Here is a 26921-nt window from a genome sequence, read left to right on the forward strand (position 1 = left end):
AAACTCAATATAATTTCACTATAGGATAGTAAAGAAAGGAAAGATTATAATGGAAGATAAATTTTATTCGATTGATCAAATCGCAGAGATTTTAGATATGCATCATAAAACTATAAGAAAGTTTATAACAGAAGGTAAGCTTAGGGCAAATAAAGTAGGAAAGCAGTGGAGGATTACAGGGCACGATTTAAGTTTATTTATGGAGAGTAATAACTTAAATGTTAGTAAGGAAAATGAACACAAAGAACAAGCTATTGAGTTTTCAACTAACGGAGAAAATATAAGAAAATCAAGTGGAAGGATTAATGTATCTACTGTAGTAGATATCAATGAAATTAATTCGGATCAATATATGAGAATATCTAATACATTAATAGCTCTACTAAATAGTAAGGATCCTAGCATGGGAAATTCAACGATTAACGTAAAGTATTATGAAAAGGAAAATAAGTTAAAGGTACTACTTTGGGGAGAGGTAAAATTCACTGAAGATATGCTTAGCTTTATTACAATGCTTGTAGATGGAGGAAAATAAAATGAATTATGAAGTAATAAAAAAAGAAGATTTAGTATATATTGTTTTCGATTCTAATGAAGAACAATTAAAGAGAGAAGAAGAAGCAACAGATTATATATCTAAGTGTTGGGAAAATGACACAAATTATTTAGTGTTTTATGATAAAGCACTTTCTGATGATTTCTTTAATTTAAAAACAAGACTAGCAGGAATGGTGTTACAAAAGTTTATGAATTATAAGATTAAGGTTGGAGTTATTATAGAAAATGAAGATAGACTAAATGACAGGTTTAGAGAAATGATATTAGAGTCAAATAAGGGAAATGATTTTAGAACCTTTAAGGATATAAATGAGACTGAGGAGTGGTTATTAAAACTAAGATAAAATGGGGGAGAGATAATTGAATGCAAAAACCGTTTTTAAATCGGTACAAGGAAAAAATGATATATTAAAATACTACGATTCTTTTATTGAAAAGATTGATTTTCCACATGAGATAATTAATCTAAATTCATGTTTAGGAAATACATTTATTATAGCAAGTGGGAAAAAGGAAGCTCCTCCTATTATATTATTTCATGGGAGTGGAATGAATTCTTTTATGTGGCTAAAAGATATAAAAGAGTATTCTCTTAATTATAGAGTGTATGCTATAGACATACCAGGAGAGCCAGGTAAAAGCAATGAATATCAAGCTTCTTTAAATGGAATGGATTATGTTTCTTGGGTTAATGATGTTTTAAATGAATTATCAATAGAAAAATCAAGTTTTGTAGGTATTTCTTTAGGTGCTTGGATGGCATTAAAATTTGCCGTGAATCACCCTGAGAAAGTAGATAAACTTGTGCTTATTTCTCCATCAGGAATAGGACCACAGAAAAAATCCTTTATCTTTAAAGCTTTGTATTATTCATGTTTAGGAGAAAAAGGTGTTAAAAAGCTAGCTTATAAAATTAATGGAAATAAAGAAATGCCCGAGGCTATCTTAAAATATCAAAGATTAATCACTAAGAATTTTATCTATAGAAGAGAGGTAATACCTATATTTTTAGATGAGGAATTGAAGAGATTAGATATGCCAGTAGCACTATTTGTAGGGGAAAATGATATAATGCTACATTCCCTAAAAACTGCAAAGAGGTTGAGTGAATTACTACCTAAATCCAATATCAATATATTGAAGGATAAAGGACATTCTCTTACCGGCCTTGTAGATGAAATAATAGGATTTTTAAACTAAGAAAAATGGCTTACTTAAATAAGTAAGCCATTTTTTATATTATACTTTAAATATCTTTGTAAGCTTATTCATATCCTCAGACAGTGTTACAAGTTCACCTGAGGTTTTATCAATCTTAGTAAATAAAATTTCTTGTGTATTAAGCTTTTCCTGAATATCATTTGAAACAGTAAGTCCACTATCTATAGTAATACTTATATCTTCAATTGTTGCAGTCATTTCTTCAAGAGAAGCAGCTTGGGTAGTTACTCCATCAGTTATATCTGATAACATAGAGAAAGTACTTTGAATACTATCAATAATTTTATCTATACTTAATTTTACTTCATCTGATTTAGATACACCAACTGCAACCTTTTCTCCAGCTGTATTAACTGCTGATACTACATTTTTGGTCTTTATATTCATATCTTTAATAAGATTTCCGATATCTTGTAAAGAAGTATTTGTATCCTCAGCAAGTTTTCTTATTTCTTCAGCAACTACAGAGAAACCTTTACCTGCTTCACCAGCTCTAGCAGCTTCAATAGCAGCATTTAAGGCTAAGAGGTTTGTTTGTTCTGAAATTTGAGAAATAATACTAATTATTTCAGATATTTTATTACTTTGTGCTTCAAGTCCAAGTACTTCAGTATTTACTTCTTTTGTGTTAGTAACAAGATCTTTTATAGCAACTACAATGGAATCAACTGAAGATTTACCTTCCTCAGCAGCAGAGTGTACACCTTTTGCATACTCTTCAATTTTTGAAGCAAGTTCTGCAGTTTTTTGGGAGTTATCTGTTATTCCAGATAGAGCAATGGAAGTTTGTTTAATGCTTTCAGCATTCTCATAAGAATGAGATATAAGCTTATTAACACCTTCATCTATTTCTTTAACTTTTTCATTAGCTTGTGTAATTATTTGATTTAAATCTTCAGCGGATAGAGTAACCTTTCCGGAAGAATTTTGTATTGTGGATATTAGAGTTTTTAAGTTTTCTTGAGCTGTTAAAAGTGATTCAATAAGTTGTCCAATTTCTCCATGTTGTAAAGTATCAATACTTGCAGTAAGATCATTATTTGAGATTGAATCAGCTAGCAAAACACTTTTCTTTAAAGGCTTTATTAGAAGGCCTTCAGATAGAAAAAATGCTATTGCCTGAAAGATAATAATAAAGATTACTGATTTACTAATAACTGAAGGAGTAACTATTTGAAAAAAGTTACCGTATGTATTATATGATAAGCTAGTCATTATACCTATATTTGATAATAGCATAGCTAAAAATACTAATCCCATAATACGAGTACGTATTGAAACATTTTTGATTTTATCCATAATTATATGCACCTACCTTGATGAAATTTTAAAAATATTTACAAAGTCTTTTCCTAATTAATCTTTTTAATATTATAGGGTTTTAAGTTCAACTAATAATTTATTCATGCCTAAAAATGTCCAGAAACCGATATTTTCAAACAAGAATAAATTAAGTTTCCTATAAAAAACCCAATAAGATATATCTAGCTGTTATCAATTCCATCTTCCCATGTGACTTTAATAAAGGAAGGCTGTCCCACCTCCAGTAGAAATTTAAATTTTGTCGTTTTTACATAACAATTAATATGGTATCATATTGGCTAATTATATCAAAGTCTAAAAACAAAACAATATTGATGATAAATCTCATTTTCAGTAATTTACTATAGTATTTGCTAAATTTTATGAATATTCTAATGTTTATCTAAAATTTAATAAGAAATTAATAAAAATGATATAATATATGATAAATAACTAATATTATCAAGGAGAATTAACATGTATGATCATAATAGAGTAGTAATTTCTGAATTAAATAGATGGAAACGTGAAATGAGAATGAAACCTTCTATTTTTAATAGAGCTTCAAAAGGAGTTCAAAATAAGTTTAATGGAATTCTACCTGAAAAATATCATGAGATAATGACTGCTGCAATAAAAAATATGACCAAAGGAGTTTTGCTTGGTTCAGAATATATAGCTAAGAAGCCGATTGAAGGAAAATCATTAGAGCTTAGAGATGAGCTTGCCAAAGAAAAAATTAATTTTTACAAAAATACTGCTATTATAGAAGGAGCGGGTACAGGTGCAGGCGGTTTTTTATTAGGGCTTGCAGATTTTCCATTATTACTTAGTATAAAAATTAAATTTTTGTATGAGATAGCTGCTATTTATGGCTTCGATGTAAAAGATTATAGAGAAAGATTATATATTCTTTATGTATTTCAATTAGCTTTTTCAAGTCAAGCAAAGACTAATGAAATTTTTGAAGTGATGGATCAGTGGGAAAAAAATGTAGCAACCTTACCCCAAAATATTAATAAATTTGACTGGCGTGAATTTCAACAAGAATATAGAGATTATATAGATTTGGCAAAACTTCTACAATTAGTACCCTTTATAGGAGCATTTGTAGGTGCGTATGCAAATTCAAAACTTTTAGATAAGCTTGGCAAAACTGCAATGAATGCCTATAGGATGAGAATATTAGAAATTAAAAAAGTTGAATATTAAATATTTATAAAATACCTAAATATAATAATTTAGGTATTTTATTTTTTTATAGGTTTTCTTTCTCTATAAATGGAAACAATAACTATATAAGGGTTAATAATATTTGCTAGGAGGCAAAATTAATGAGAATTTTAATAACAACAGATACCTATTTTCCTGTAATAAACGGAGTTTCTACTTCAGTTAATAATTTATATAAGGAATTAAAATATAGAGGCCATTCAGTTAAGATTTTAACCTTGTCTAGTACTGGAGACGAAAGAGTTGATGGGGATATATATTTCTTGAAATCCATTGGAATAGGGGTGTATCCTGATGCTAGAATTAAGTTTCCTTTACATAATAAATTAATAAATGAAATTATAAAATGGAAACCAGATGTTATTCATTCTCAAACAGAATTTTCTATGATGTTCGTGGCTAAATACATTTCAAATAAGCTAGATATTCCTCATATGCATACATATCACACCATGTATGAAAATTATTTGGATTATTTATTAGGGGGAAAGATAATTAGGAAAAAGACCTCAGCAAAAATAACTAAACTGCTATTAAATAGTTTAGATAGTGTTATCGCTCCAACTGAAAAGACAAAAAAAGCCCTATTGAGTTACGGAGTAAATAAGCCTATTTATGTAGTTCCAACGGGAATAGACTTAAGTAGATTTAATCAGAAAATATCTTATGAAGAAATGTATAATATTAAATTGAAATTAGGAATTAGCATGAATGATAGGGTTATAGCTTATATCGGGAGAATTGGAGAGGAGAAAAATATAAGTGAAATTTTGGAGCTTTTTCCTAACTTAATAAAGGAATTTAAAAATATAAAACTCCTAATAGTAGGGGGCGGGCCATACTTAAATAATCTAAAAGATAAAGTTAAAGAAATGAATATAAAAGATAATGTTATTTTTACAGGAATGATAGATTCAAAAGAAATTCATATATATTATAGAATAGCCGAAATATTTGTCACAGCGTCCACTAGTGAAACACAAGGATTAACTTATATAGAAGCTTTAAGCAGTGGATGTCCTGTGGTTTGCAAATATGATCCGTGTATAGATGGGGTAATAGAACAAGGGGAAAATGGATTTTCATATAAAAATAAAGCTCATTTTGAATATTATATTAGTAAAATACTTAGAGATGGATATCTAAGAGCTCATATGAGGAAAAAAGCCATTGCCAAGGCTAATAGATACTCAAGTAATATTTTTGGATATGAAATGCTAGATAAATATTATCGTATTACACATGCAAATGAAGAAGTAAGTGCTGATTTAATAAAGTTAACTAACTCCAGAAGCTAATAAGAGAAAAGAAAAACCAGTATGGTAAAACATAACTATACTAGTTTTTCTTTTTTTAGTTTTATATGTGGAATTATTAATGTGAAAATACCACTCACAGCTACAGTTAGGTAATAAGTTAGTATTCTCCATAAAAATATTGCGGTAATAATTGTACCTGATTTAAAAAATAAGCTGTAAATCAAATAAAATCCACCTTCAGCACCACCCTCAGCACCAGGAAGAGGAATAATTGCCATGAAATTTATTAAAAAGATTTGGGCAGCAATCATTGTGAATATATCTGCGGAATTAAATCCGAAGCTTCTATAAATACAGTATGGAATAGTAAAAAAGGCTAACCATTGAAAAAATGTGTATATAGAAGCATAAATGCACATTTTTACATTCTTAGTCATTAGAGCAGCATTCTCATGAAATTTCTCTAATTCAACTTCAAGTTTTTCAAAGGTATAACCGCTGTTTCTCATAAACTTGAATCTCTTTAGAATATTAAAAACAAATAAGAATATTTTTTTAGTTAGGTTTTTATTAACTGAAAATAATATTGCAAGGATCATAATTAATATGTGCACAATAATACCCGAAATGCATAGGTATAAGAAGTATTTAACCTTTGTATTAAAGTAATTAAATTTAAATACAAAAGCTAAGAGCAAAATAACTATATTTATAGCTTGGTGTATTATAAATTTTATCATTAAAATGGAACCAGCTGTTCCAGCAGGAATTTCACATTCTGTCATTGCATATAGCTGAGCAGGATGACTTCCGGCAGAAAAAGGGGTAACAGCAGCAAAAAACAAACCAACCATTTCAATATTAAAAGATTTAATTAATAAGTTTTTAGTTTTAGTAAACGCTTTGGCAATAACATAAAATGCTAACATTTCAAGAAACCAAAATAAAAGTATCATTAAAACAGATAAAAGTATCCAAGAGGTATTTAAGCTTTTTAGTTCCTCTATTAAGGTGTTTAACCCTTTAGTAAAAAGAAAAAATGATAAAAATATTACTGCGCATACAATTACTATAATTATGTTAAGCACTTTATTTTTCATTCGTATTTCTCCTAAAAGGTGTATTACGATTGGAATATATTTCATCATAGAACTTTTTCCACATTTTTAAGACATAATCCTTAGAATAAAATTCATGACATTTCCAAGAGCTATTGCACCAATTTTTATATTCTCCATTTTTAGCTTGTAAGGCTTTTATTATTTCAGTAAAGTCTGATACGTCATTTCCTTTTAAATAATAGTTAAATAATATATTACTATATATATCTAAATCTCTTAAAAGGACAGGAATCTTTAATGCCATAGCTTCAAGGATTGACATAGGAAATAGTTCATTATAAGAAGGTAAAAACATTAAATCGCAAATATTATAAATATTATTCATTTCTTCTCTATTAATAATTCCCAAGAACTTGACGTTTGGAGGAGGGTTTTCTATAACCTTTTTAAGTTCTTTATATCCATCAGTTATAGAACCAAAAGAAAAGCCGCCTGCCCATATAAATTGAATATCAGGAAGGTTTTCAGCAACCTTAATAAAGTCCATAACACCTTTCCTAGTTTGAACTTGACCAACTCCTAGAACAACAAACTTTTCTAGTGGAATTCCATACTTTTCTTTAAGTAAATCTATTTCTCCTTCATCATATCTATAGAAATTATCCTCGGATACAAAGTTAGGTATATAAGTTACCTTATTTTCATCTATCTTGTATTTTTTAAGAACATCAATGAAATAGGGATTAACCACAACTAAATGATCAACACTTTTATAAAAATAAATCATATATTTATAAAATACCTTTTTTATAAAGCTAGGAAGCTTTAAACTTTCCTCTATTGTTTCTGGTACAAAGTGAACATAAGCAACGCTTGTTCCAAGAAATTTTGATAAAGGAATACTTAAGAAAAATTTGAAGTCAATGGTATGGTAGTGCATTATATCGCAAAAGTTAAGATTATTTATTTTGATTTTATAATCATCATTAAGACCATTTTTAACTAAATCAACTTGTTCAAGATAAGCTGACAAAACTCCTTGACCTTTTACCTTATCAGCTGAAGAAAGCATATTAATAGTAGGCATTAAAATAATTCCTCCTTTAAGTGAATGTAGCTTTATATTAATACGCTTAGTTTTTGTAAATTTTCATTCTATATTCTAGTTTAGGAAATTAAATTTAAAAAAGTATAGAACTATCTTTATTAATTCTATCTTGAATTTCATTATATTTCTTTAAATATGAAAAAGCATTTTGATAATCATTTATGTCTGAATATACTTCACTTAGACTTTTATAGGCATCAGCTAGGAATTTTGAATCATCAAAAATAGACATTTTGGCTATGGCCAACTTAATACTGTCTATAGCGTCATTATGCTTTCCAAGTTTGTTAAAGATTAGTCCTTCATAAACTCTCCCAGACCACATATTCAAATAATCGTATTTATGCATTTCCTTTGAAGAATAATTGACTTTAATGATGTTTTTATATGCAAGCTCATATTGGTGTAAAGTATAATAGGCTTTAGCCAATATCAGGTTATAAGTATATACATCATTTCCTATAAAATCTCTACTTATTCTAGCATATTCTATAGCTTTTTCAGGGTTTCCAGAATCTAAAGCATCCGTAGCCAATATAATATTTATTTTAGATAAGCAATCATTATTTTTGCTAAAGTTTGCAAATTGGAGAGCTTTATCAATACAATTAGTAAATTCAGCTCTATTACCTTTTAGGTAGTTAAAAAAACCTAAAATTCTATAAAATTCATCTGTTTTATAATAAATAGAGGTTTTATTAGATAGTTCTAGAGCTGTTTCTAGATCTTTAATAGCATCATTAATATTACCTTTAGCTGATAAAATAAGTATTCTATAATAATAAAGCTCAATTTCGAATAAAGGCTCAGAAGTTATGTTTTTATAATATAATTCAAATGCTTTATTTGAAATATTTAAACATTCTTCATAGTTAAATTCTAAGTAGTATATTTTTGCTAATTCAACATATGCTTTTGCAGCTTCAATATAGAGAAAGTCATCAATATAAGATTTGATAGAAAGACTTAAGAATTTTTTGCTTCCATCAAAATCACCAAGTGCTACTAAGGCGTTTCCTAGCTTAAATAATATTTCTCCATAAAGCTTAAAATTTTTAATAGGAGCAATATCAGAATTTATTAATTTTTCTCCTTGTTCCTTAGCTTCTTCAATTTGATTTGAATCAATGAGGGTATTAAGATTTTTAATTTTAGATTCAAGTTCACGTCGTGATTCATAATTTTGTTTAAGTGACAGAGTATCTTCGAGTTCATCCTCTAGAAAATAACTAATAGGTTTATTTAGTATTTTGGCTATATATTGAAGTGTTTTCATGGATGGATTAGATACGTTATTTTCAATTTGACTTAACATACTCTTAGTCATTTCCCCTCCAGCTAATTGAGATTGAGTCATATTTAGTTCTTTTCGAAGAGTTTTAATTTTTTCACCAACTGTAGTTATCAAATCTTTCATCCTTTCTATATATAAATGCACAAAAAGGTTAAGTGCCATTAAACTTTCTATCTTGATTAATTATGAATAAATTCTCTATATAAGAATATTATAAGATATTTAAATTAAATATACAACATTTAAAGGAAAAATAAGAAAAATGTTTAATATAATTTAACAAAAAGTTATTGACAATGAATGGTGAAGTATTATAATTTAATTAAAGTTAAATTATACTTAACTTTTGAATTTTAAAAAATGGAGTGATTGATTTGTTAATATTAGGTGTCATCTCAAAGATTCTTTTAGTTTTATTTTTATGTATTCTAATATCTCTAATGGCAAATGCCAGTGCAAAAGTAATAGGAATTGATATTAAAGATGTTAAACAACGTACTAATGTTAAATTCTTATTCTTGGCAGTAATTTTTAATCTTTTATTTATTCTAGCAGTTGCAGTTATATTAAAATTTATTGATAATAAAAACTTAAGTATATTAAATTGGACATTAAACTTAAAGAGTATAGTGTTTTCATTAAGTGGTATTTTAGCTACTTTTTTATTAGCAGTAACTTATGTATATATACTTAATAAAAGAGGGATCATTGAGGCTGAGTATAAGCCAAGTAGGATTTTGAATTTTAAAGGATTATTTGCATTTTTTGTTATATTCATTGCGGCACTTCAGGAAGAAGTTATGTTTAGAGGATATATAAATACTGTATTGAGTGTTTATGGGATATTAGCATCAATGTTTTTATCAACTTTAATTTTTACTTTATGGCATTTTATAACTAATAAAGTTAGTCTGTATCAGTGCATTGATTGGTTCCTAGGAGGGATAATGCTGTTTTATATATACTTAGTAAGTGGTTCAATTTGGGTTGCAGCAATAATACATTTCAGCCGAAACTTTGCAAATGTATTAGTTTTTAATATTGCAGAGGGAAATTCTTTGGTAACTTTTAAGAAACCTGTAACTCCTTTTTATAAAACAACCTATACTTTAATTCTTTCATTACTTATAATGATATTTGCATATTTATATTATGGAAACATTCCTTTATAATATAATATTTGTATATAAATAATAGAAAAATAGTCATTAGACAAGCTAATGGCTATTTTTTCATATAAAGCTAAAAAATACTTTACACAGAACAAATGTTCGCATATAATAGAGCTAGAAAAGAAAGAGCTTCAACTTCAATCAATAAAAAGGGATGTATATTATGAATAAACAAAATAGGCTAATATTTCATATTGATGTTAATTCAGCTTACTTATCCTGGGAAGCAAGCTATAGAAAGCAACAGGGTGAAAAAGTAGATTTACGTGATATTCCTTCTGTAGTAGGCGGCAGTGAAGAGAGTAGACATGGAATAGTTCTTGCAAAGTCTATTCCAGCAAAAAAATATAAGATTAACACAGGGGAAACCTTATTTACAGCAAGACAAAAATGCCCAGATCTAGTGGTTGTACCGCCTAGATACTGGCTTTATATGCAATGCAGTAATGCATTAAATGCAATATTGGAAGAATATACACCTAAGATACAAAGATTTTCAGTGGATGAGAGCTTTCTTGATTTTTCAAATATGGAACATATATATCCAGATTATATGAAGCTAGCGGAGGAGATTAAAGATAGGATTAAAAAAGAGTTAGGCTTTACAGTAAATATAGGGATATCAGCCAATAAACTATTGGCAAAGGTCGCTTCAGACTTCAAAAAACCAGACAATATACATACATTATTTTCCTGGGAAATAAAGGAAAAAATGTGGAAGCTACCGGTAGAGGATTTATTTATGGTAGGAAGAGCTACTTTACCTAAATTAAATAAGCTTAATATATTTACAATTGGGGATTTAGCTAATTATGATCTAGATATCTTAAGGTATTATCTAAAAAGCCATGGCACTTTAATATGGAATTATGCAAATGGAATTGATAGTTCCGAGGTAAGAAGTGATACGCATATTGATATGAAAGGAATAGGTAATTCTACAACAATTCCTTTTGATGTGGAGGATAGAAAAACAGCACATCTTATATTACTTTCTCTTTCAGAAATGGTAGGAACAAGACTTAGAAATTCTGAAAATTGCTGCAGAGTTATTTCAATTAGTATCAGAAGTAAAGACTTTTTTAATTATTCTCACCAAAGAAAATTATATTGTCCAACAGACTCTACCCAGATAATCTCAGAGGTAGCTTGTAATTTGTTTGATGAGAAGTGGAAAGGTGAGCCTATAAGACATATGGGAGTACAGGTTACTGATTTTTGTACAAATGAATTTTATCAATATGGATTATTTGATCGTAAGGATATAGACAAAATAAGAGCATTAGATAAAACCATTGATAAAATACGTCTTAAGTATGGTTCAAAGTCCGTACTAAGATCTTCGTTTTTACATTCAGGCATAAAAAATATGAGTGGGGGAGTGGGAGAAGAGGACTATAAGATTATGTCAAGTTTATTATGAGGAGTTGAGACCTATGAAAGTAATCTTCAAGACAATTGAGATGATAGCTTGGTTTACAGAGGATGGTACCCCAAGGCCCATAAGATTTAAAGTGAAGAATGAGGATGAATCAACAACTGTTATAAAGGTTGATAGAGTACTTTATAAGGAAAAAGAAAAAATAGCAGGAAATCCAATGATACTTTTTAGATGTCAAAGCGTGATTAATGAAGCTAGTAGAGTTTATGAACTTAAATATGAAATGAATACATGTAAGTGGTTGATATATAAGATGTAGAAAAAAGACTATTAGGATAGTTACTTATCCCTAATAGTCTTTTAAGTTATGTTTTACAGATACTTAGAAGGATTATCTAATATTTCTTGAAGGATATTAAAATACTTACCAATATGTATTCCATCAGCTAAGGCATGATGAAGCTGTACAGAGATTGGCATCTTTATTTTACCACCTTCTTCAAAGTATTTTCCCCAGGCTATTCTTGGTATACTATCAACTGGATTCATATGAAGAGGGTGAATTATATTAGTAAAGGAGATCCATGGAATGCATGTAGTATATAATAGATCATCACGTCCAGGCTCATTTTTGATAATAACATTATTTTTTACATCATTTATATCCTTCAATGTGTTAGATTTAAAGTCCTTAAAATCATCAATAAAGTTTGATGTACAAAAACCAAATAATTCTTCATCTGCGAGTACTGTAAAAGAAGGGTGCACAACTTCATGTTCAATAACCCTATCTTCTCTAATTCTAAATCTAAATTCCTTTATGTTATTTGCAGCTTTCGATACAGCATATAAGGTTGATACAAAAAAAGGAAGTTTGTTTTCTTTAATATATTTATAAAACTTTGTAATATCAACATTTCCACCAATATTAAAATGTGGGTATTCAAATTCTTTAAAGAACTTATAATGGTCTTTTCTTTTCCAGTTATCCATATCTATAAACTTCATTAGAATATCACTCTCCTTCAAATGTTCCTTTGTTAAATATTAGACACTATGTTCATAATGCTGTGTAGAATTAGACTAGGGACTATGCTACCATTTGCTTCTTTTTCATTAATGTAGAATTGTAGAAAACCTACTGTTGCAGCAGCTAGAAAAAGAATAATACCAAAAGCATAAGCTTTATAAGCAATTATGAATGCTAAACCATGTGGGAGCCCAAAAAGTATTGATTGAATCAAATTTCCTGTTAAATAACCAAATTTATTTGCAAGCCTTTTCCCTATAAAACCTCTAAAGAATACTTCCTCAGATAGTGCATTTTGAAAAATAGCTTTTATTAGAACAATGGCTATTATTTCAGCAGTAAAGCCCTTACCACTAGCATCTAAAGAATATACCATTCCTTTTGGAATAATATTAAACCTCTCAAATATAAAAATAGGTCCGCCCATAATTATAACTGAAATAATGAGTATTAAAAGAGCTTTGCTTAACCATTTACTATTTCTGGGTTTGTATAAACCAATCCATTTAAAAAAACCAAGCTTCTCTTTATTAAATAGCATATAAGCTATCCACGGTATTCCAATTAGTATAATACATTGAAATATAGTTGATAGAATCTGATCTCTCATAATACAATCTCCCCAAAAGTAAAAATATTACTATTCTATTATACAGTAAAAAAGAAAGGTGTTTCATACTATATACATAAAGCGAATAAATTTCCTAAGATAATTTTATTTTATAAAATAAAAGAGGCGTGAATTTCATAAAATAAGTTTGGAGTTGACAAAAAGAATTTAACCAAATACTATATAAGTGTATTAGAAATATGTAATATACTTATATATAGTGTGGAGATATAAAAAAATAATAGAACATAGATATTATCAGAAACATAAAGTAGAGAGGTAGTTACATGGAATCTTATCTAGGTAAAAGAGTTAAAGTCAAAATAGATAGGCCATTGGGGTCTAAACACCCAGAGCATAATTTCATATATTCATTAAATTATGGATTTATTCCCAATACTACATCTGGAGATGGAGAAGAAATTGATGTATATATTATTGGTGAATTTGAGCCATTAGAAATATATGAAGGATATGTTATAGCAATAATAAAAAGAGCAAATGATATTGAGGATAAATTAGTAGCTTGTAAAGAATTAAATAAATATAACAAAGAGCAAATAAAAGCATTAGTAGAATTTCAAGAAAGATTTTTTGAGTCTACAATAATAATTTATTAGACATTAAAAAGTGAATAGTAAGAAAGGAGGATTTAGTGAGAGATGGGTAATTGTAATACACTTTCACTAAAGATAAAAAATGAAAGAATATGCAAAAGAAATAGCAGAACTATTAAAGGTTTTAGCGAATGAAAATAGATTAATGATTGTATGTCACTTGATTGAAGGACCACTAAATGTAAGTGAACTTCATGGACGTTTAGATAACCTTACTCAATCAGCTTTATCTCAACATCTTTCAATGTTAAAAGCACATAGAATATTGGAGTCAAATAAAAATGGGCTTACAATAACCTATTCTATTAGAGATGAGAGAGTTGTAAAGTTAATTGAAGTATTAAAAGCAAATTATTGTGAGATTTAAATTAAAAAGCTAAGTCTAAAAAGTTAATCCTTTTAGATTTAGCTTTTTTGCCTATATTTTATTGAATTGGATTTAAAAAGTATTGACAAAAGTAATAGAACTTCATATTATATTAGTATATTAGAAATATCTAAATTACTTATATTAATAAAATGAAATTTAGGAGGATTATTATGTTTGGATTTTTGATGAATAAGAAATATAATTCAATAAAGGTTAATGAAATTGATGGGTTAGGGAAAATAAATCTAATTGATATTAGAGAACCTTATGAATATAAAAGTGGCCATGTTCCTAATGCAAAAAATATTCCAATGAACAAAGTTTTAGAGAGTGCAGAGAAGTATTTGGATAAAGAAAAGGAATATCATATAATTTGCCAATCAGGAGGAAGAAGCACAAGAGCCTGTGGAATATTGGCATCAAAGGGTTATAAAGTTATAAATGTAAGCGGCGGTACAGGTGGATATAGAGGACAGTTAAAAAGATAATAATTATTAATGTTTTAGGAGGCATTCAAATGACGAAAGCATCAGAATACCATAAGCAAGGATATACTTGCGGAGAAGCAATAATTAAGAGATTTAATGAAGAAAATAATACAGATATTCCAATAGCATTAGGAAGTGGTATGGGAACAGGCTTTACAGTGGGAAGTATATGTGGGGCAGCGGGAGCTGCAACTGCTATAATTGGATATTTAAAAGGAAGAGAAAGTAATGAAGAAACTAATAGTGCTAGACAATATACAAGAGAATTAATGTCAAGTATAAGAGAAAAATATGGATCAGAGTTGTGTAAGGATTTAAAAAAAGATAGAATAGGGTGTGCAGAAATAATAGAGCATACTTATGAAACTCTAAATGAAATAATAAAAAAGTAAGATTTAAATTATAGGAGGAAAAGATATGTTTTCAGGTTTTAATAAAAGTGATTATAATACAATAAGTGTTCATGATTTAGATGATAGATTAGGCAAGATAGAACTAATAGATGTAAGAGAAGACTATGAGTATAGCGGAGGTCATGTACCAACAGCTAAAAATATACCTATGGGAAGAATTATTTCAGAGCCAGATAAATATCTTGATAAAGCAAAAGAGTATCATATAATTTGTCAATCAGGAGCAAGAAGTGCAAGAACTTGTACAGAATTATCAATGAAAGGGTTTAAGGTTGTTAATATTTCAGGGGGAACAGGATCTTATATTCGTCCATTAGAAAGATAAGTTATATAAGCTAGTATATTAATGCGATTTTAAATAAATCTAGATGCATTAGTATACTAGCTTTATTATTTTATTAGGATTATAGAAAAAATTAATTCTCCATAATTCCCCCACATTTAAATAATATAATCAAATCAAAGAAAGAACTTAATAAGAAATAATACATAAGGAGGGATTTATATGTTCTGTAATGGATTTGGTTATGGAAGATTTGGTGGTAATGGATATGGATATGGAGGTGCAGGTTTTATGATGATGATACCAATGCTTATAATTCTTTTATTAGTAATTTATTTTGTATATAAAGCTATAAGTAGAAAAGATATAAATTTATCAGCTAATAGGACTTCATCAAATGCAATAGATATATTAAATGAGAGATTTGCAAAAGGTGAAATAAGTGAAGAAGAATATAGTGCTAGAAAAAAGCAATTGTTAAAATAGGATAAACTATCAAAAAAACAGATTCGTAAGAGTCTGTTTTTTCTTGCGTAGTTTTACAATAGACCTTACTATATTGTTAATATTAAGGAAGAATAGTAAACTTAAATTAAATAATAGAAATAGCAAATGGCAACAATGAATGGAGGTAAGAAAAATGAAAATAGCTATACCCAATAATGGAGACTTAGTAAATCAACACTTTGGAATGAGCAAAAGTTTTGCAATAGTAAGTGTAGAAGAAAATAAAATTTTAAATGTAGAAGAAGTATCGGCAGAAGAACTTTCTCATCAGCATCAAGGTTTGGCAAATTTACTTGTAAATGAGGGAGCTAGTGTAGTTATAGTCGGAGGAATTGGAGGAGGAGCTGTAGCAAGCTTACAGCAAAATGGTCTAAAAGTAATAAAAGGTGCCACTGGAGAGTATATAAAAGTCGTTGAAGAATATCTTAAAGGAACACTAGAGGACAAAGATGTAACCTGCAACCATCACGGAGAACATCATCATGGTGGACATCACCACTAAAATAAAAAAAGTAAGATAGCTTTAAGCCATCTTACTTTTTTCTTTATATAAATAAGTTAACGTTAGAATCTTCAGCTTCTCCTAAATAATAACCAACTCCACCTATTTTAACTCCATCAATTAACTCTTCTTTGTGAAGTCCCATAACATCCATGGACATTTGGCAAGCAACAATTTCGATTCCACTATCTATAGCTGATTGTATTAAATCCTCAAGAGATGAAATATTTTTATCCTTCATAACTTTACGAATCATTTTTCCACCCATGCCCATCATGTTCATATTAGATAGTTTAAGTCTCTTGCTTCCTCTTGGCATCATTAACCCAAACATCTTATCCATAAAGCCTTTTTGTACACTAACTGCCTCATGTTTTCTAAGAATATTAAGTCCCCAGAAGGTAAAGAACATGGTAACTTTTTTACCCATTGAAGCTGCGCCGTTAGCTATTATAAAAGATGCAATTGCTTTATCTAGATCACCACTAAATACAACCATTGTCTTGTTATCTTTTATAGGCATAGTAGGCATATTCTCATTAACTATTTTACTTTTAGTATTTTTTTTTATATAGGCTATTATATTTCCACCAGTTTTTGATATATCCATTAATTCATTGTTTGTTCTTTTGCACCAAGCTTTAATATCTTCATAAAAACCAGGGTCAGAGGCAGAAACTTTAAGGATTTGCCCATCTTTTAAATCATCAATAGAAGCTTTAACCTGCATTAGTGGACCAGGACAGCAAAGTCCGCAGGCATCTAGCTCTTTATCATATTTACCTTTAGATGCCTCATCTGTCCTTACTACCTGAGTATCAGGATCAATAGTTAGGGCAGAGTGATTACCATTGTTATCATCATGGTCATCTGACTCAGTTTGCTTTGGAGAAAAGTCTAGCATGGATGTAGTTTTATATCCTCCAGTAACATTTAAAACCTTAAAGCCATTTTGACTCAAAATTCTATCTGCAATATATCCTCTTAAACCTACTTGGCAATATTCAACTATAGTTTTATCCTTATCTAATTCATTAAGTCTTTCTCTTAAATCATCTACAGGTATATTTACTGCACCTTCTAAGTGCCCATTGTTAAATTCAACTCCAGAACGAACGTCTACTAGCATATAGTCATCGTTTTTGAATTCATCAATATCTTTCCAAGCAATTACATTACTTCTTCCAGCTAAGGCATTTTGAGCTACAAAACCAGCCATGTTAACTGGATCTTTAGCAGAAGAGAAAGGTGGAGCATAAGAAAGTTCAAGTTCAGCTAAATCATCTACTGTACCATTAAGTCTTATAGTAGTAGCTATAACATCAATTCTTTTATCAACGCCATCAAAGCCAATTCCTTGAGCACCTAATATTTTTCCTTCATCATTGAATATCAATTTAAGTGACATAGGAATTGCTCCTGGATAATAAGAAGCATGAGATACAGGGTGAACATATATAACCTTGTAAGGCATATTTGCTCTTTGAAGAGTTCTTTCATTAGCCCCAGTACCAGCAGCAGTTAATCCAAATATCTTGATTATAGAAGTACCTTGAGTTCCTTTATAGGTTGAATTTAAACCAGCTATATTATCAGCAGCAATTCTACCTTGTTTATTGGCTGGACCAGCTAAAGGAATAGCAGTTTTTTGTTTAGTTATAAAGTCTACAACCTCTACAGCATCACCTACAGCATAAACACCTTCGATATTTGTTTCCATTTTTTCATTAACAATGATATGACCTCTTGGTCCAAATTCTAAACCACTGTCTTTTATAAAAGTAGTATCTGGAGCTACCCCTATAGCCAATATAACTAAATCAGCGGTAACTTTTGTATCACTATTTAAAGTAACTTCAACTTGATTTTCTACATCATTAAAAGATTTAACTCCATCGTTAAGTATTAGCTTAACTCCATTTTCCACTAATTCTTTTTCAGCAAGAACAACCATATCAGAATCAAAAGGTGCAAGAATATGAGGAGCAGCTTCAACAAGAGTAACATCTAAGCCTCTTTCCTTCAGGTTTTCTGCCATTTCAACCCCTACGTAGCCACCACCTATAACTACAGCGCTTTTAACTCCTTTTTTATCAACATATGCTTTTATAGCATCAGTATCTGGAATATTTCTTAATGTGTAAATATTTTTGCTGTCTATTCCAGGAATATTAGGTCTTAAGGCTTTTGCCCCTGGAGAGAGTATTAAGTAATCAAAGTTTTCTTCATAAGTTCCTTTATCTTTACTATTAACTTTAACCATTTTATTTTTTGCATCTATACTTATAACTTCACTGTTATTTCTAACATCTATATTAAACCTTGCCTTCATTGCTTCAGGTGTTTGAACTAAAAGTTTACTTCTTTCCTTTATTGTTTCTCCAATATAGTAAGGTAATCCACAATTAGCAAAAGAGATATATTCATCCCTTTCAAACATAATTATCTCAGCAGTTTCATCTAATCTTCTAAGTCTAGCAGCAGCAGAAGCTCCACCTGCAACCCCACCAACTATTAAAACTTTTTTACTCATATTAATACCTCCAAAATTAATTATTTTCACCAAAAAATAGTTTAATTAAATTTTCAACTTGAGAATTACAAACTTTATAAAATATTTCAAGACCGTTTCTCCTGCCTTCTATGATACCTGCAGTTCTTAATCTTTGTAGATGTTGAGATATTGTAGATTGAGGCGTGTCCAAGCAGTCTTGCATGTAAGTAACATTACATTCACCGTGTTCTAATAATCCACGTACGATGCAAAGTCTTACTGGATGAGCCAGTACTTTAAGCATCTCTGAAACATCATTATACTTATCAAAATCTTTATCCATAGTGTTTCCTACTTTCTAGAGTATGATATATAAATTATTATATTCATATATTACGATATAGTGATAAATAAGTCAATGAATTTCCATGAAAGTAGAAGTAAAAAGACAGTGGTAAGTTTTATACCACTGTCTTTTAAAAGTTTAAGTCGTGATTATACGTGCTTTTTAGAAAAGCTTAGCCAAATTGTTAAGCTAATAATTGAAGTTATCATATATAGAAGTCCCATAAGAGTTATTCTATTTAAAATTCCAGAGGAAATTATAAGCATTCCAATGCACCCGAAAAATGTAAAAGCACAGCTCATAATTGAAGAAGCAGCACCAGTGTCGCCATTAACTTGATCGAGCATAATATGTGTGGTTTGAGGACGTATTAAGCTACCAAAGAAGGATGCTGGCATTAGTGAGAGCATAAAGGTTATAGGACTGATTTTACCAATCATAAACATAAATAATCCACTAGCACACATAACTACATAAGCAATAGTTATATAGGGTACTTTAGGAAAGTGCTTGGACAACTTAACATAACACAAAGGTCCAATAAGAAAGAAAATTGAATTTGCAGCAAAGTAATAACTATATACCTTTTCGCTTACACCAAAATTATCAACGAAAATATATGAAGAAGAAGATATAAAGGACATAGATGCAATGGACATAATAGAGAAGGTAAAGACTAGTGACATAAATTTTATGTTCTTTGAAACAACTCCAAGATTTCCAATAGATCTAAATATGCTTCCCATGTAACGTTCTTCTATAGTTTCTTCCATAGCTATGCTTCCGGCTAAAGTTAATACTCCTAAAAGAGTTAATACCACAAAAACACCTCTCCAAGAAAGTAAACTTAATATTATTGCACCAATAACAGGTGAAATTATAGGGGAGAGCATTCCCATAGATTGAACTAATGCTAATATAGTGAGACGCTTTCTTCCACTATAAGAATCTTTAACTATAGCAGTAGATACTGCAGTGGCAGCTCCACATCCAATTGATTGAAGTATTCTAAATAAAATAAGTTCATAGACATTCTGAGAGAAAACACATAATAAACTTGCAATAGTATAAATAGAAAGTCCTACAATTAAGATTTTTCTTCTACCATACTTGTCGCTAAGTGGTCCCCATAAAATAGTCCCTAAAGCATAAAAGATAAAGAAAAATATTAGTGTAAGATTTATAACACTAGCACTGGTATTAAAACTATCTACCATTTTAGGGAGTGCAGGTAAATATATATCCGTAGAAAGTGGAATAAAGGCACTTAGCAGAGTTATGAAAACAACAAAGCCTTTCTCACCTAGATATTTCTGAGTTTTTGAATTAGATAAATGTTCATTTGTTTCTAGCTCCATTTGTCCTCCTTGTATTATAGTAATTTATTATATGACTATTACGATTTTTATAGTATATAGGAATGGGTTAATATTGTCCACACTTATCCATTAAATTATCATTTATCAAAGAAGCCATGTTTTCATCAACTAAAACATTTATATAATCTCCAGAGTAAATAATAGTATCACCTCTTGGAATTATTTCTTTTTCCCCTCGTTTAATTGCAACCAGCAGGCAGTTATCAGGTAAGCTTAATTCTCTTATAGGTTTACCATCCATTTCAGAATCTACAAATACAGGTATTTCAAGAATAAGTTTATCTTTAGAATTTTCTGATGAAGTTGTTAAGTTAGTACCTTTTAATAATCTATCTAAAAGAGATTCGTATACGGGTTCAGATCTTAACAAATCTGCAATAATATAAGCAACTAATGAAACTATGCTTAAAGATAATAAATGGGTTAGAGAGCCTGTCATTTCAGTTATTAATATGCTTCCAGTAATGGGAGCTCTTACAATTGCAGCAAAATATCCAGCCATTGCTAAGATAATAAAATTATTCATATATTCTGGATTTAAGTTAAAAAATTGAATTAGTATATGTACATATATACTCCCAGTTATAGCCCCTAAAACTAAAAGAGGAAAAAATATTCCTCCTGGAGCACCAGAACCAAAACTGATCATGGAATATATAAATTTTACGACTAAAATGATTAGGATTACTTTAAAAGTAAAACTTCCAGAAATTAATGAATTTATAATTGAATGGCCACTACCAAGTACTTCAGGTAAAAATAATCCTAATATGCCTGAAATGATGAAAGGTACTAAAAGTTTGAACTTATTTGGGAGCCATTTTTGATTATCATATACTTTTAAGGTTTTTAAAAGTACATAATTATAGAAAACACCAAATAATCCAACTACAATTCCAAGAATAATAATATATCCATAAGCATCAATAGGAAGAGGATTAATATGATTAAAATTAAATACTGGGTTTAATCCAAAGAAATGCTTAGAAACAACATCAGCAGTTAAGGATGCTGACATTGCAGAAAGCAATACTAAAGGAGAAAAATGCTTATGAACTTCCTCAAGAGCAAACATTACTCCCGCGAGAGGTGCATTAAAGGCTGCAGCAAGCCCAGCACTTGCTCCGCTTGTAATAAGATACTTTTCCTCTATTTTCATTCTTTTAAATATCTTGCCGACACCTTGTCCAACGGCAGCTCCTAATTGAATTGATGGGCCTTCTCTTCCTAAAGATAAACCAGAACCAATGGATATAACTCCACCAATAAATTTTTTAATAATTACAGGAAACCAATTCATTCTAAGTTTCCCTTTTAATATAGCTTCAACTTGGGGAATTCCACTACCACTTATTAAAGGCTCACTAATAACTAGCTTACCAACAATAAGTGCAGCAACAATTAAACCCAAAAATCCAACAATAATCATTAAGTGATTAGAAGCTTGCATTTCTAAAAATTTATTTCTTAATTCTTCAGCTTTTTCAAGGGTAAGTCTATAAAAAACAATTAATAATCCAGTAAAAATACCAACAATGATTCCTTCTAGCATTAGCGTTAATTTAACATTATGCCAATGAGATAGAACATGGTGTATAGTATGTTTATTTTTATTTGACATCTATATTCAACTCCATTTTTTATAATAAAAGACCTCTCTTATTATAGGACTATGGATATGTATTATCAATTAATGAGAGGGGAGTACATCTTATATATACAAGAATAAATAAGAAGTAAACGTATTAAACTTACTGTTTTAGGTATATTCAATTAATTAAAGGATGTATTATTAAGAATTCTTCATAGAATCTTCATTATTTTTCAAATAGTTTCTTGAAATTTACTAGCTATCATGGAAATAAGAGGTGATGAAGTGAAGAAAGGATTATCAATCTTTATAAATAAGTGTCTAAAAGTATTATTGCTTTTAGTGGTTTTTGTAACTTATGGCTTATATATACGTTATGTTGCGGATTATAAATCACTAAACATGGAACTTGTAGCCTTATTTAGCCTAACTACCATAGCATTACTTATTGCAATAAAAAAAGGGTTTAGCACTAGGAGAATATTACTGGGCATAATGATTTTTGCCTTCTTAATAAGGCTTGCATGGATACTTTCAATAAATAGTGTTCCAGTATCAGATTTTGCAGGTATGTACGAAAGAAGTGAGCTCGTATTAAATGGAGAATATTCTATATTTAAAGGATTTAATTACTATGCAAGATTTCCACACTTAACTATACCAGTACTTTATTTTGCACTAATAAGACTTATTTCTCCAGTTCCATTATTAACTCTTAAACTAATTAATGTTATAAGTTCAACTATTGGGGTATTTATATGCTATAAGATATCAAAAGAAATATTTAAGGAAGAGAAAAAATCAATATGGGGAATGTATTTAGCAGCCATATATCCTGCCACAATAATTTATACAGCAGCTTATTGTACGGAGAATATAGCAATATCTTTTTATTTAGAAAGTGTATATCTATTTATTTTAGTTATAAAAGACAAAAAACCTAAGGAGTATTTATTATTAGCTGGACTAATCTTATCAATAGGTAATTTCTTTAGAATGGTAGCTCCAGTTATGGTTATTGCCTTTACATTATATGCCTTAGTTTATATTAAGAAATCCTTTAAATATAAGACAGTAGCAATAGCCTATATTCTAATTGCATTTATTATTCCATTAGTAACAGTTAATGCGACTTTAAAGAAGCTAGGAATCACGGAATATAATCTATGGCATGGGAGTGAAACTCCTTGGACATCAATATTAAAGGGAAGTAATATGACTACGTTTGGTAGGTGGAATGAGGAGGATGCGAAAGTAGCAGCGGCATTTAATGGCAACTACATTGAAACAGAACATGCATCAAAGGAACTAGTAAAAGAAAGATATATAGAGACTTCACCAGGAAGACTATTATATTTTTGGGGGAGAAAGTTTACTTTTCAGTGGAGCGAAGGAGATTTTGGAGGGATATATTGGAGTGAGAGAGATATAGAACCTAAAGATATAACCCTAGATTTAAATAATTATGGGCAAGCATATAGACAATTGTTTTATTTAATAATGATGGTACTTACTTATAAGGGTTTATATAATAGGCAGCAATATTTAAAGAATCCAATTATAAATCTACTTTATATAATCTATTGTGGTTATGGGCTTTTGTATATGATAACGGAATCACAAGATAGATATTCCTTTATAGTAAGTTGGTTATTTATTATATTGCCATTAACGGCATTTAAAGAAAAAAGTATAGAAGGAGAAAATATATGAAAGATAGATTAATATCAATAGTAATACCTATGTATTCAGAAGAAAATTTAATTCATGAATGTTATAAAAGAGTGAAACAGGTGGTAGAAAATAATAAGTTGAATTATGAAATGATATTTATTAATGATGGATCTAAAGATAAAACCTTAGAAAAGTTAAAAGAGGTAAGCACTATAGATAAAAATTGTAAGGTGATAGATTTTTCAAGAAACTTCGGACATCAAATAGCTATTACTGCAGGTATAAATAATGCAAAAGGGGACGCTGTTGTTGTAATAGATGGAGATCTTCAAGATCCACCAGAACTTATAATTAACATGATAGAAAAATGGGAACAAGGATATGATGTGGTCTATGGAAAAAGAACTGAAAGAAAAGGAGAAAGCTTCTTTAAGCTTATAACAGCAAAATATTTTTATAAGTTTCTAGGTTATATGTCAGATATAAACATACCAAGAAACACAGGAGATTTTAGGCTTATGGATAGAGCAGTAGTAGAATATTTAAAGAATATGCCAGAGAAAAACAGATTTATACGGGGAATGGTATCTTGGATTGGATTTAAACAAACTTATGTGGAATTTGAAAGGGATAAGAGACTAAATGGATATACTAAGTATTCTCTCAAAAAGATGATTAAACTAGCAGAAGATGGAATAATATCATTTTCAACTAAACCTATAAAGTTTATAATAAAATTGGGAATTATTATGGAGTTTATCTCAAGTGTGCTTTTAATATATGGATTAATAAATAATTCTGATCATACGTTAATTCTATTTTCTATGGTAGCCTTTTTTATAGGAATTCAAGTAATTTCCTTAGGTATTATAGGATTATATGTATCTAGAATATATGAAGAAAGCAAGGATAGACCTTTATATGTAGTAAAGGAAAAAATAAACTTTTAGAAGGGTGATAAGTATTGAGTAGTACTATTTTAGTTGTTGATGATAATAGTGAAATAAGAGAATTAATAGAAATTTATCTTATAAATGAAGGATATAAGGTTATTTTAGCTGAGGATGGAATAGATGCAATAAATAAACTTAATGATAATGATATAGACTTAATTATACTTGACATAATGATGCCAAAACTTGATGGAATAAAAGCTTGCTTAAAAATAAGAGAGAAGAAAAAGCTACCTATAATTTTATTATCAGCAAAGTCTGAGGATTGTGATAAGATATTGGGCTTAAACGTGGGAGCTGATGACTATGTAACCAAGCCATTTAATCCAATAGAGCTTATGGCAAGGGTAAAATCACAGCTTAGAAGATATATAGAATTTTCAGGTAAAAGTGATTCTAAGAATTTAATTATAGATAATCTAGAAATAAATAAGGATTCAAGAGAAGTTTATGTAGATGGAGAATTTGTAAGGTTAACGCCAATAGAGTTTAATATATTAGATTTACTAGTAGAAAATAGAGGACGAGTATTAAGCAATAGACAAATATATGAAAATGTTTGGGATGAACCTTATTTTAATGCAAGTAATATAGTAGCTTCACATATTAAAAATATAAGAGAGAAAATTGAGATTAACCCTAAGAATCCTGAATTTATAAAATTAGTATGGGGAGTTGGGTATAAATTTGATAAATAAAATAAAGAAAGTATTTTTTGGAAGTTTAAGTAGAAGCCTTTTAATTATAAATATCTTAGCACTTTTAGTTACAGTAGTATCAACAATGATTTTTATAGAAAATGACAAAGGTGAATATCCAGAAGGCTTAATAAACAAGGCAAATGAGGCCTATGTTGAAAGTAGTAGATTTGTTACTAGAAAGAGTGATTCATGTGAAGAGTATTTAGATAAAGTAGCTAAGCTTAACAACTTTAATATGGCTATAGCAGATAATGATGGACAGATTCTTTTAAAATCTAGTAATGTAAGTAAAACAGGAAATAAAAATTATATACCTTTTTCTTATATAGATTTAAGTCATCCATTTAAAGATGAAAAATCAGTTTTTTATAGAGTATATGAAGTGAAAATTGATAATGAAAAATGTTATTTATATGTATGGAAAAATACAACTATAAAGTCTAGTGGATATTATATATGGCAGCTTATAGCACCTATTATTTTAATGATAGCTATAATATATCTACTTATAAATAGAAAGGCACGATATATAGGGAAAATAGCTAAAGGAGTAGAAATTTTATCATCTGGAGATTTAGATTATACCATTAATGAAAAAGGAAGAGATGAATTAAATGTATTAGCAAAAGAAATAAATAATATGTCTAAAAATCTTAAGCAGATGAGAGAAAAAGAGCAAGAAGAAGAAAAACAAAAGTATGAATTAATAACAAATATATCCCATGACTTAAGAACTCCACTTACATCCTTAATAGGTTATTTAGAGCTTATTAATAAAAAAAGTGCTTTAGATGAAGATATAAATAAATATTCTAATGTTTCTTTGGATAATGCAAATAGATTAAAAAGCTTGATAGACGATTTATTTGAATATTCAAAGCTAGAAAGTAAGGACATTAAACTTAATAAAAGTGAAATAAATGTTGTAGAAATAATAGGTCAATGTTTAGGAGAACTGGAGCTAGAGAGTAAAAATGCCAATATAGATTTTGTAAGTGATTTCTCAGAAGAAGAGGTTATACTAAATATTGATGGAGATAAGATAGCTAGAGTGTTTCAAAATATATTTACCAATGCAATAAAGTACAGCAAAAAGGGCACAGAAGTAAATATAGAAATTAAAGAATCTCCTAGTGAAGTAGAGTTTATAGTAAGAAATGAATATAGAGAATTAGAGAAAGATAAGGTAAATAAAATATTTGAGAGATTCTATAGAGGAGATACTTCAAGAAACTTAAAGGTTGAAGGTTCAGGATTAGGGCTACCTATAGTAAAAAGCATAGTGAATCTTCATGGAGGAAAAGTTTTTGTTAAATGCGATGAAGAAAAAGAAACATTAGAAGTTCATATAGTTTTGTTAAAAAGTTAAGGCTG

At 29.1% G+C, this 26921-nt stretch carries 29 protein-coding genes; 19 read left to right on the forward strand and 10 right to left on the reverse strand.

Annotated elements, in window-relative coordinates; genetic code table 11:
* The first annotated feature begins 49 nt into the window (after positions 1-49).
* Genes PTZ02_RS04375 through PTZ02_RS04385 form a run of 3 tightly spaced genes read left to right on the forward strand, consistent with a single transcriptional unit; the run spans position 50 to position 1758 of the window.
* Positions 50-535, forward strand: a complete 486-nt coding sequence (locus PTZ02_RS04375) for a helix-turn-helix domain-containing protein (RefSeq protein ID WP_274226599.1) — start codon at positions 50-52, stop codon at positions 533-535.
* Between the two features lies 1 nt (position 536).
* Positions 537-902: a DUF4180 domain-containing protein gene (locus tag PTZ02_RS04380; protein WP_274226600.1), complete on the forward strand. Its 366-nt coding sequence runs from the start codon at positions 537-539 to the stop codon at positions 900-902.
* Between the two features lie 16 nt (positions 903-918).
* The gene (locus PTZ02_RS04385) at positions 919-1758 is read left to right on the forward strand and encodes an alpha/beta fold hydrolase (RefSeq protein WP_274226601.1); all 840 of its coding nucleotides are present in this window, start codon (positions 919-921) and stop codon (positions 1756-1758) included.
* A 39-nt stretch (positions 1759-1797) separates the two neighbouring features.
* Here the strand turns inward: PTZ02_RS04385 and PTZ02_RS04390 are convergent, their stop codons facing one another.
* Positions 1798-3078 (reverse strand): methyl-accepting chemotaxis protein, encoded by a 1281-nt coding sequence (locus tag PTZ02_RS04390; RefSeq protein WP_274226602.1) that lies wholly within the window; start codon positions 3076-3078, stop codon positions 1798-1800.
* A 480-nt stretch (positions 3079-3558) separates the two neighbouring features.
* On the opposite strand from PTZ02_RS04390, the gene PTZ02_RS04395 reads away from it, so the two are divergent.
* Positions 3559-4293 (forward strand): EcsC family protein, encoded by a 735-nt coding sequence (locus PTZ02_RS04395; protein WP_274226603.1) that lies wholly within the window; start codon positions 3559-3561, stop codon positions 4291-4293.
* A gap of 122 nt (positions 4294-4415) precedes the next feature.
* Positions 4416-5612, forward strand: a complete 1197-nt coding sequence (locus tag PTZ02_RS04400; protein ID WP_274226604.1) for a glycosyltransferase family 4 protein — start codon at positions 4416-4418, stop codon at positions 5610-5612.
* Between the two features lie 35 nt (positions 5613-5647).
* Here the strand turns inward: PTZ02_RS04400 and PTZ02_RS04405 are convergent, their stop codons facing one another.
* From PTZ02_RS04405 to PTZ02_RS04415, 3 genes are all read right to left on the reverse strand, one after another.
* The gene (locus PTZ02_RS04405; RefSeq protein WP_274226605.1) at positions 5648-6673 is read right to left on the reverse strand and encodes a lysylphosphatidylglycerol synthase transmembrane domain-containing protein; all 1026 of its coding nucleotides are present in this window, start codon (positions 6671-6673) and stop codon (positions 5648-5650) included.
* Positions 6663-7721 carry a glycosyltransferase family 4 protein gene (locus tag PTZ02_RS04410; protein WP_274226606.1) on the reverse strand — a complete coding sequence of 353 codons (1059 nt, stop codon included), beginning with the start codon at positions 7719-7721 and terminating at the stop codon, positions 6663-6665. The genes PTZ02_RS04405 and PTZ02_RS04410 overlap by 11 nt, the downstream gene beginning before the upstream one ends.
* Before the next feature lie 94 nt (positions 7722-7815).
* Positions 7816-9150: a helix-turn-helix domain-containing protein gene (locus tag PTZ02_RS04415; RefSeq protein WP_274226607.1), complete on the reverse strand. Its 1335-nt coding sequence runs from the start codon at positions 9148-9150 to the stop codon at positions 7816-7818.
* A gap of 260 nt (positions 9151-9410) precedes the next feature.
* Between PTZ02_RS04415 and PTZ02_RS04420 the strand changes: the two genes are divergently transcribed.
* From PTZ02_RS04420 to PTZ02_RS04430, 3 genes are all read left to right on the forward strand, one after another.
* Positions 9411-10208, forward strand: coding sequence for a CPBP family intramembrane glutamic endopeptidase (locus tag PTZ02_RS04420; protein ID WP_274226608.1), 798 nt, complete (start codon positions 9411-9413; stop codon positions 10206-10208).
* Between the two features lie 163 nt (positions 10209-10371).
* Complete coding sequence (locus PTZ02_RS04425) at positions 10372-11631, forward strand: DNA polymerase Y family protein (RefSeq protein ID WP_274226609.1); 1260 nt, start codon at positions 10372-10374, stop codon at positions 11629-11631.
* Between the two features lie 13 nt (positions 11632-11644).
* Positions 11645-11908: a hypothetical protein gene (locus PTZ02_RS04430; RefSeq protein WP_202767174.1), complete on the forward strand. Its 264-nt coding sequence runs from the start codon at positions 11645-11647 to the stop codon at positions 11906-11908.
* 53 nt (positions 11909-11961) lie between these two features.
* Here PTZ02_RS04430 and PTZ02_RS04435 read toward each other — a convergent pair whose 3' ends face one another.
* Both PTZ02_RS04435 and PTZ02_RS04440 read right to left on the reverse strand, forming a co-directional pair.
* Complete coding sequence (locus PTZ02_RS04435) at positions 11962-12597, reverse strand: chloramphenicol acetyltransferase (RefSeq protein WP_274226610.1); 636 nt, start codon at positions 12595-12597, stop codon at positions 11962-11964.
* A gap of 32 nt (positions 12598-12629) precedes the next feature.
* Positions 12630-13229 carry a CPBP family intramembrane glutamic endopeptidase gene (locus tag PTZ02_RS04440; RefSeq protein ID WP_274226611.1) on the reverse strand — a complete coding sequence of 200 codons (600 nt, stop codon included), beginning with the start codon at positions 13227-13229 and terminating at the stop codon, positions 12630-12632.
* 287 nt (positions 13230-13516) lie between these two features.
* Here PTZ02_RS04440 and PTZ02_RS04445 point away from each other — a divergent pair, with 287 nt between their 5' ends.
* The 7 genes from PTZ02_RS04445 (at position 13517) to PTZ02_RS04475 (ending at position 16409) form a co-directional block, all read left to right on the forward strand.
* Positions 13517-13849, forward strand: a complete 333-nt coding sequence (locus PTZ02_RS04445) for an inorganic diphosphatase (protein ID WP_274226612.1) — start codon at positions 13517-13519, stop codon at positions 13847-13849.
* 79 nt (positions 13850-13928) lie between these two features.
* Positions 13929-14213, forward strand: coding sequence for an ArsR/SmtB family transcription factor (locus PTZ02_RS04450; protein WP_274226613.1), 285 nt, complete (start codon positions 13929-13931; stop codon positions 14211-14213).
* A 173-nt stretch (positions 14214-14386) separates the two neighbouring features.
* The gene (locus PTZ02_RS04455) at positions 14387-14704 is read left to right on the forward strand and encodes a rhodanese-like domain-containing protein (RefSeq protein ID WP_274226614.1); all 318 of its coding nucleotides are present in this window, start codon (positions 14387-14389) and stop codon (positions 14702-14704) included.
* A 29-nt stretch (positions 14705-14733) separates the two neighbouring features.
* Positions 14734-15096 carry a C-GCAxxG-C-C family (seleno)protein gene (locus tag PTZ02_RS04460; RefSeq protein WP_274226615.1) on the forward strand — a complete coding sequence of 121 codons (363 nt, stop codon included), beginning with the start codon at positions 14734-14736 and terminating at the stop codon, positions 15094-15096.
* A 25-nt stretch (positions 15097-15121) separates the two neighbouring features.
* The gene (locus tag PTZ02_RS04465) at positions 15122-15442 is read left to right on the forward strand and encodes a rhodanese-like domain-containing protein (RefSeq protein ID WP_274226616.1); all 321 of its coding nucleotides are present in this window, start codon (positions 15122-15124) and stop codon (positions 15440-15442) included.
* Positions 15443-15622: 180 nt separating this feature from the next.
* Positions 15623-15886 carry an SHOCT domain-containing protein gene (locus PTZ02_RS04470; RefSeq protein ID WP_274226617.1) on the forward strand — a complete coding sequence of 88 codons (264 nt, stop codon included), beginning with the start codon at positions 15623-15625 and terminating at the stop codon, positions 15884-15886.
* A 154-nt stretch (positions 15887-16040) separates the two neighbouring features.
* Complete coding sequence (locus PTZ02_RS04475; RefSeq protein ID WP_274226618.1) at positions 16041-16409, forward strand: NifB/NifX family molybdenum-iron cluster-binding protein; 369 nt, start codon at positions 16041-16043, stop codon at positions 16407-16409.
* Positions 16410-16452: 43 nt separating this feature from the next.
* Here the strand turns inward: PTZ02_RS04475 and PTZ02_RS04480 are convergent, their stop codons facing one another.
* The 4 genes from PTZ02_RS04480 to PTZ02_RS04495 form a co-directional block, all read right to left on the reverse strand.
* On the reverse strand, positions 16453-18942 hold the full coding sequence (locus PTZ02_RS04480) for a CoA-disulfide reductase (RefSeq protein ID WP_274226619.1): 2490 nt from the start codon (positions 18940-18942) through the stop codon (positions 16453-16455).
* A 16-nt stretch (positions 18943-18958) separates the two neighbouring features.
* Positions 18959-19246, reverse strand: a complete 288-nt coding sequence (locus PTZ02_RS04485) for an ArsR/SmtB family transcription factor (RefSeq protein WP_274226620.1) — start codon at positions 19244-19246, stop codon at positions 18959-18961.
* 152 nt (positions 19247-19398) lie between these two features.
* Positions 19399-20607: a Bcr/CflA family efflux MFS transporter gene (locus PTZ02_RS04490; RefSeq protein ID WP_274226621.1), complete on the reverse strand. Its 1209-nt coding sequence runs from the start codon at positions 20605-20607 to the stop codon at positions 19399-19401.
* A gap of 67 nt (positions 20608-20674) precedes the next feature.
* Positions 20675-22249 carry a ClC family H(+)/Cl(-) exchange transporter gene (locus PTZ02_RS04495; protein WP_274226622.1) on the reverse strand — a complete coding sequence of 525 codons (1575 nt, stop codon included), beginning with the start codon at positions 22247-22249 and terminating at the stop codon, positions 20675-20677.
* 255 nt (positions 22250-22504) lie between these two features.
* On the opposite strand from PTZ02_RS04495, the gene PTZ02_RS04500 reads away from it, so the two are divergent.
* The 4 genes from PTZ02_RS04500 to PTZ02_RS04515 are packed head-to-tail and all read left to right on the forward strand — an operon-like array spanning position 22505 to position 26916.
* A complete protein-coding gene (locus tag PTZ02_RS04500; RefSeq protein ID WP_274226623.1) occupies positions 22505-23932 on the forward strand; it encodes a glycosyltransferase family 39 protein in 1428 nt (475 codons plus the stop codon).
* Positions 23929-24843 carry a glycosyltransferase family 2 protein gene (locus PTZ02_RS04505; RefSeq protein WP_274226624.1) on the forward strand — a complete coding sequence of 305 codons (915 nt, stop codon included), beginning with the start codon at positions 23929-23931 and terminating at the stop codon, positions 24841-24843. The genes PTZ02_RS04500 and PTZ02_RS04505 overlap by 4 nt, the downstream gene beginning before the upstream one ends.
* Positions 24844-24857: 14 nt before the next feature.
* Entirely contained in the window at positions 24858-25544 is a 687-nt protein-coding gene (locus tag PTZ02_RS04510) for a response regulator transcription factor (RefSeq protein ID WP_274226625.1), read from the forward strand.
* Complete coding sequence (locus PTZ02_RS04515) at positions 25534-26916, forward strand: HAMP domain-containing sensor histidine kinase (RefSeq protein WP_274226626.1); 1383 nt, start codon at positions 25534-25536, stop codon at positions 26914-26916. Before PTZ02_RS04510 ends, PTZ02_RS04515 begins: the two co-directional genes overlap by 11 nt.
* Positions 26917-26921: the final 5 nt, after the last annotated feature.

The sequence above is a fragment of the Clostridium sp. 'White wine YQ' genome (genome assembly GCF_028728205.1).
GTDB lineage: Bacteria > Bacillota > Clostridia > Clostridiales > Clostridiaceae > Clostridium_T.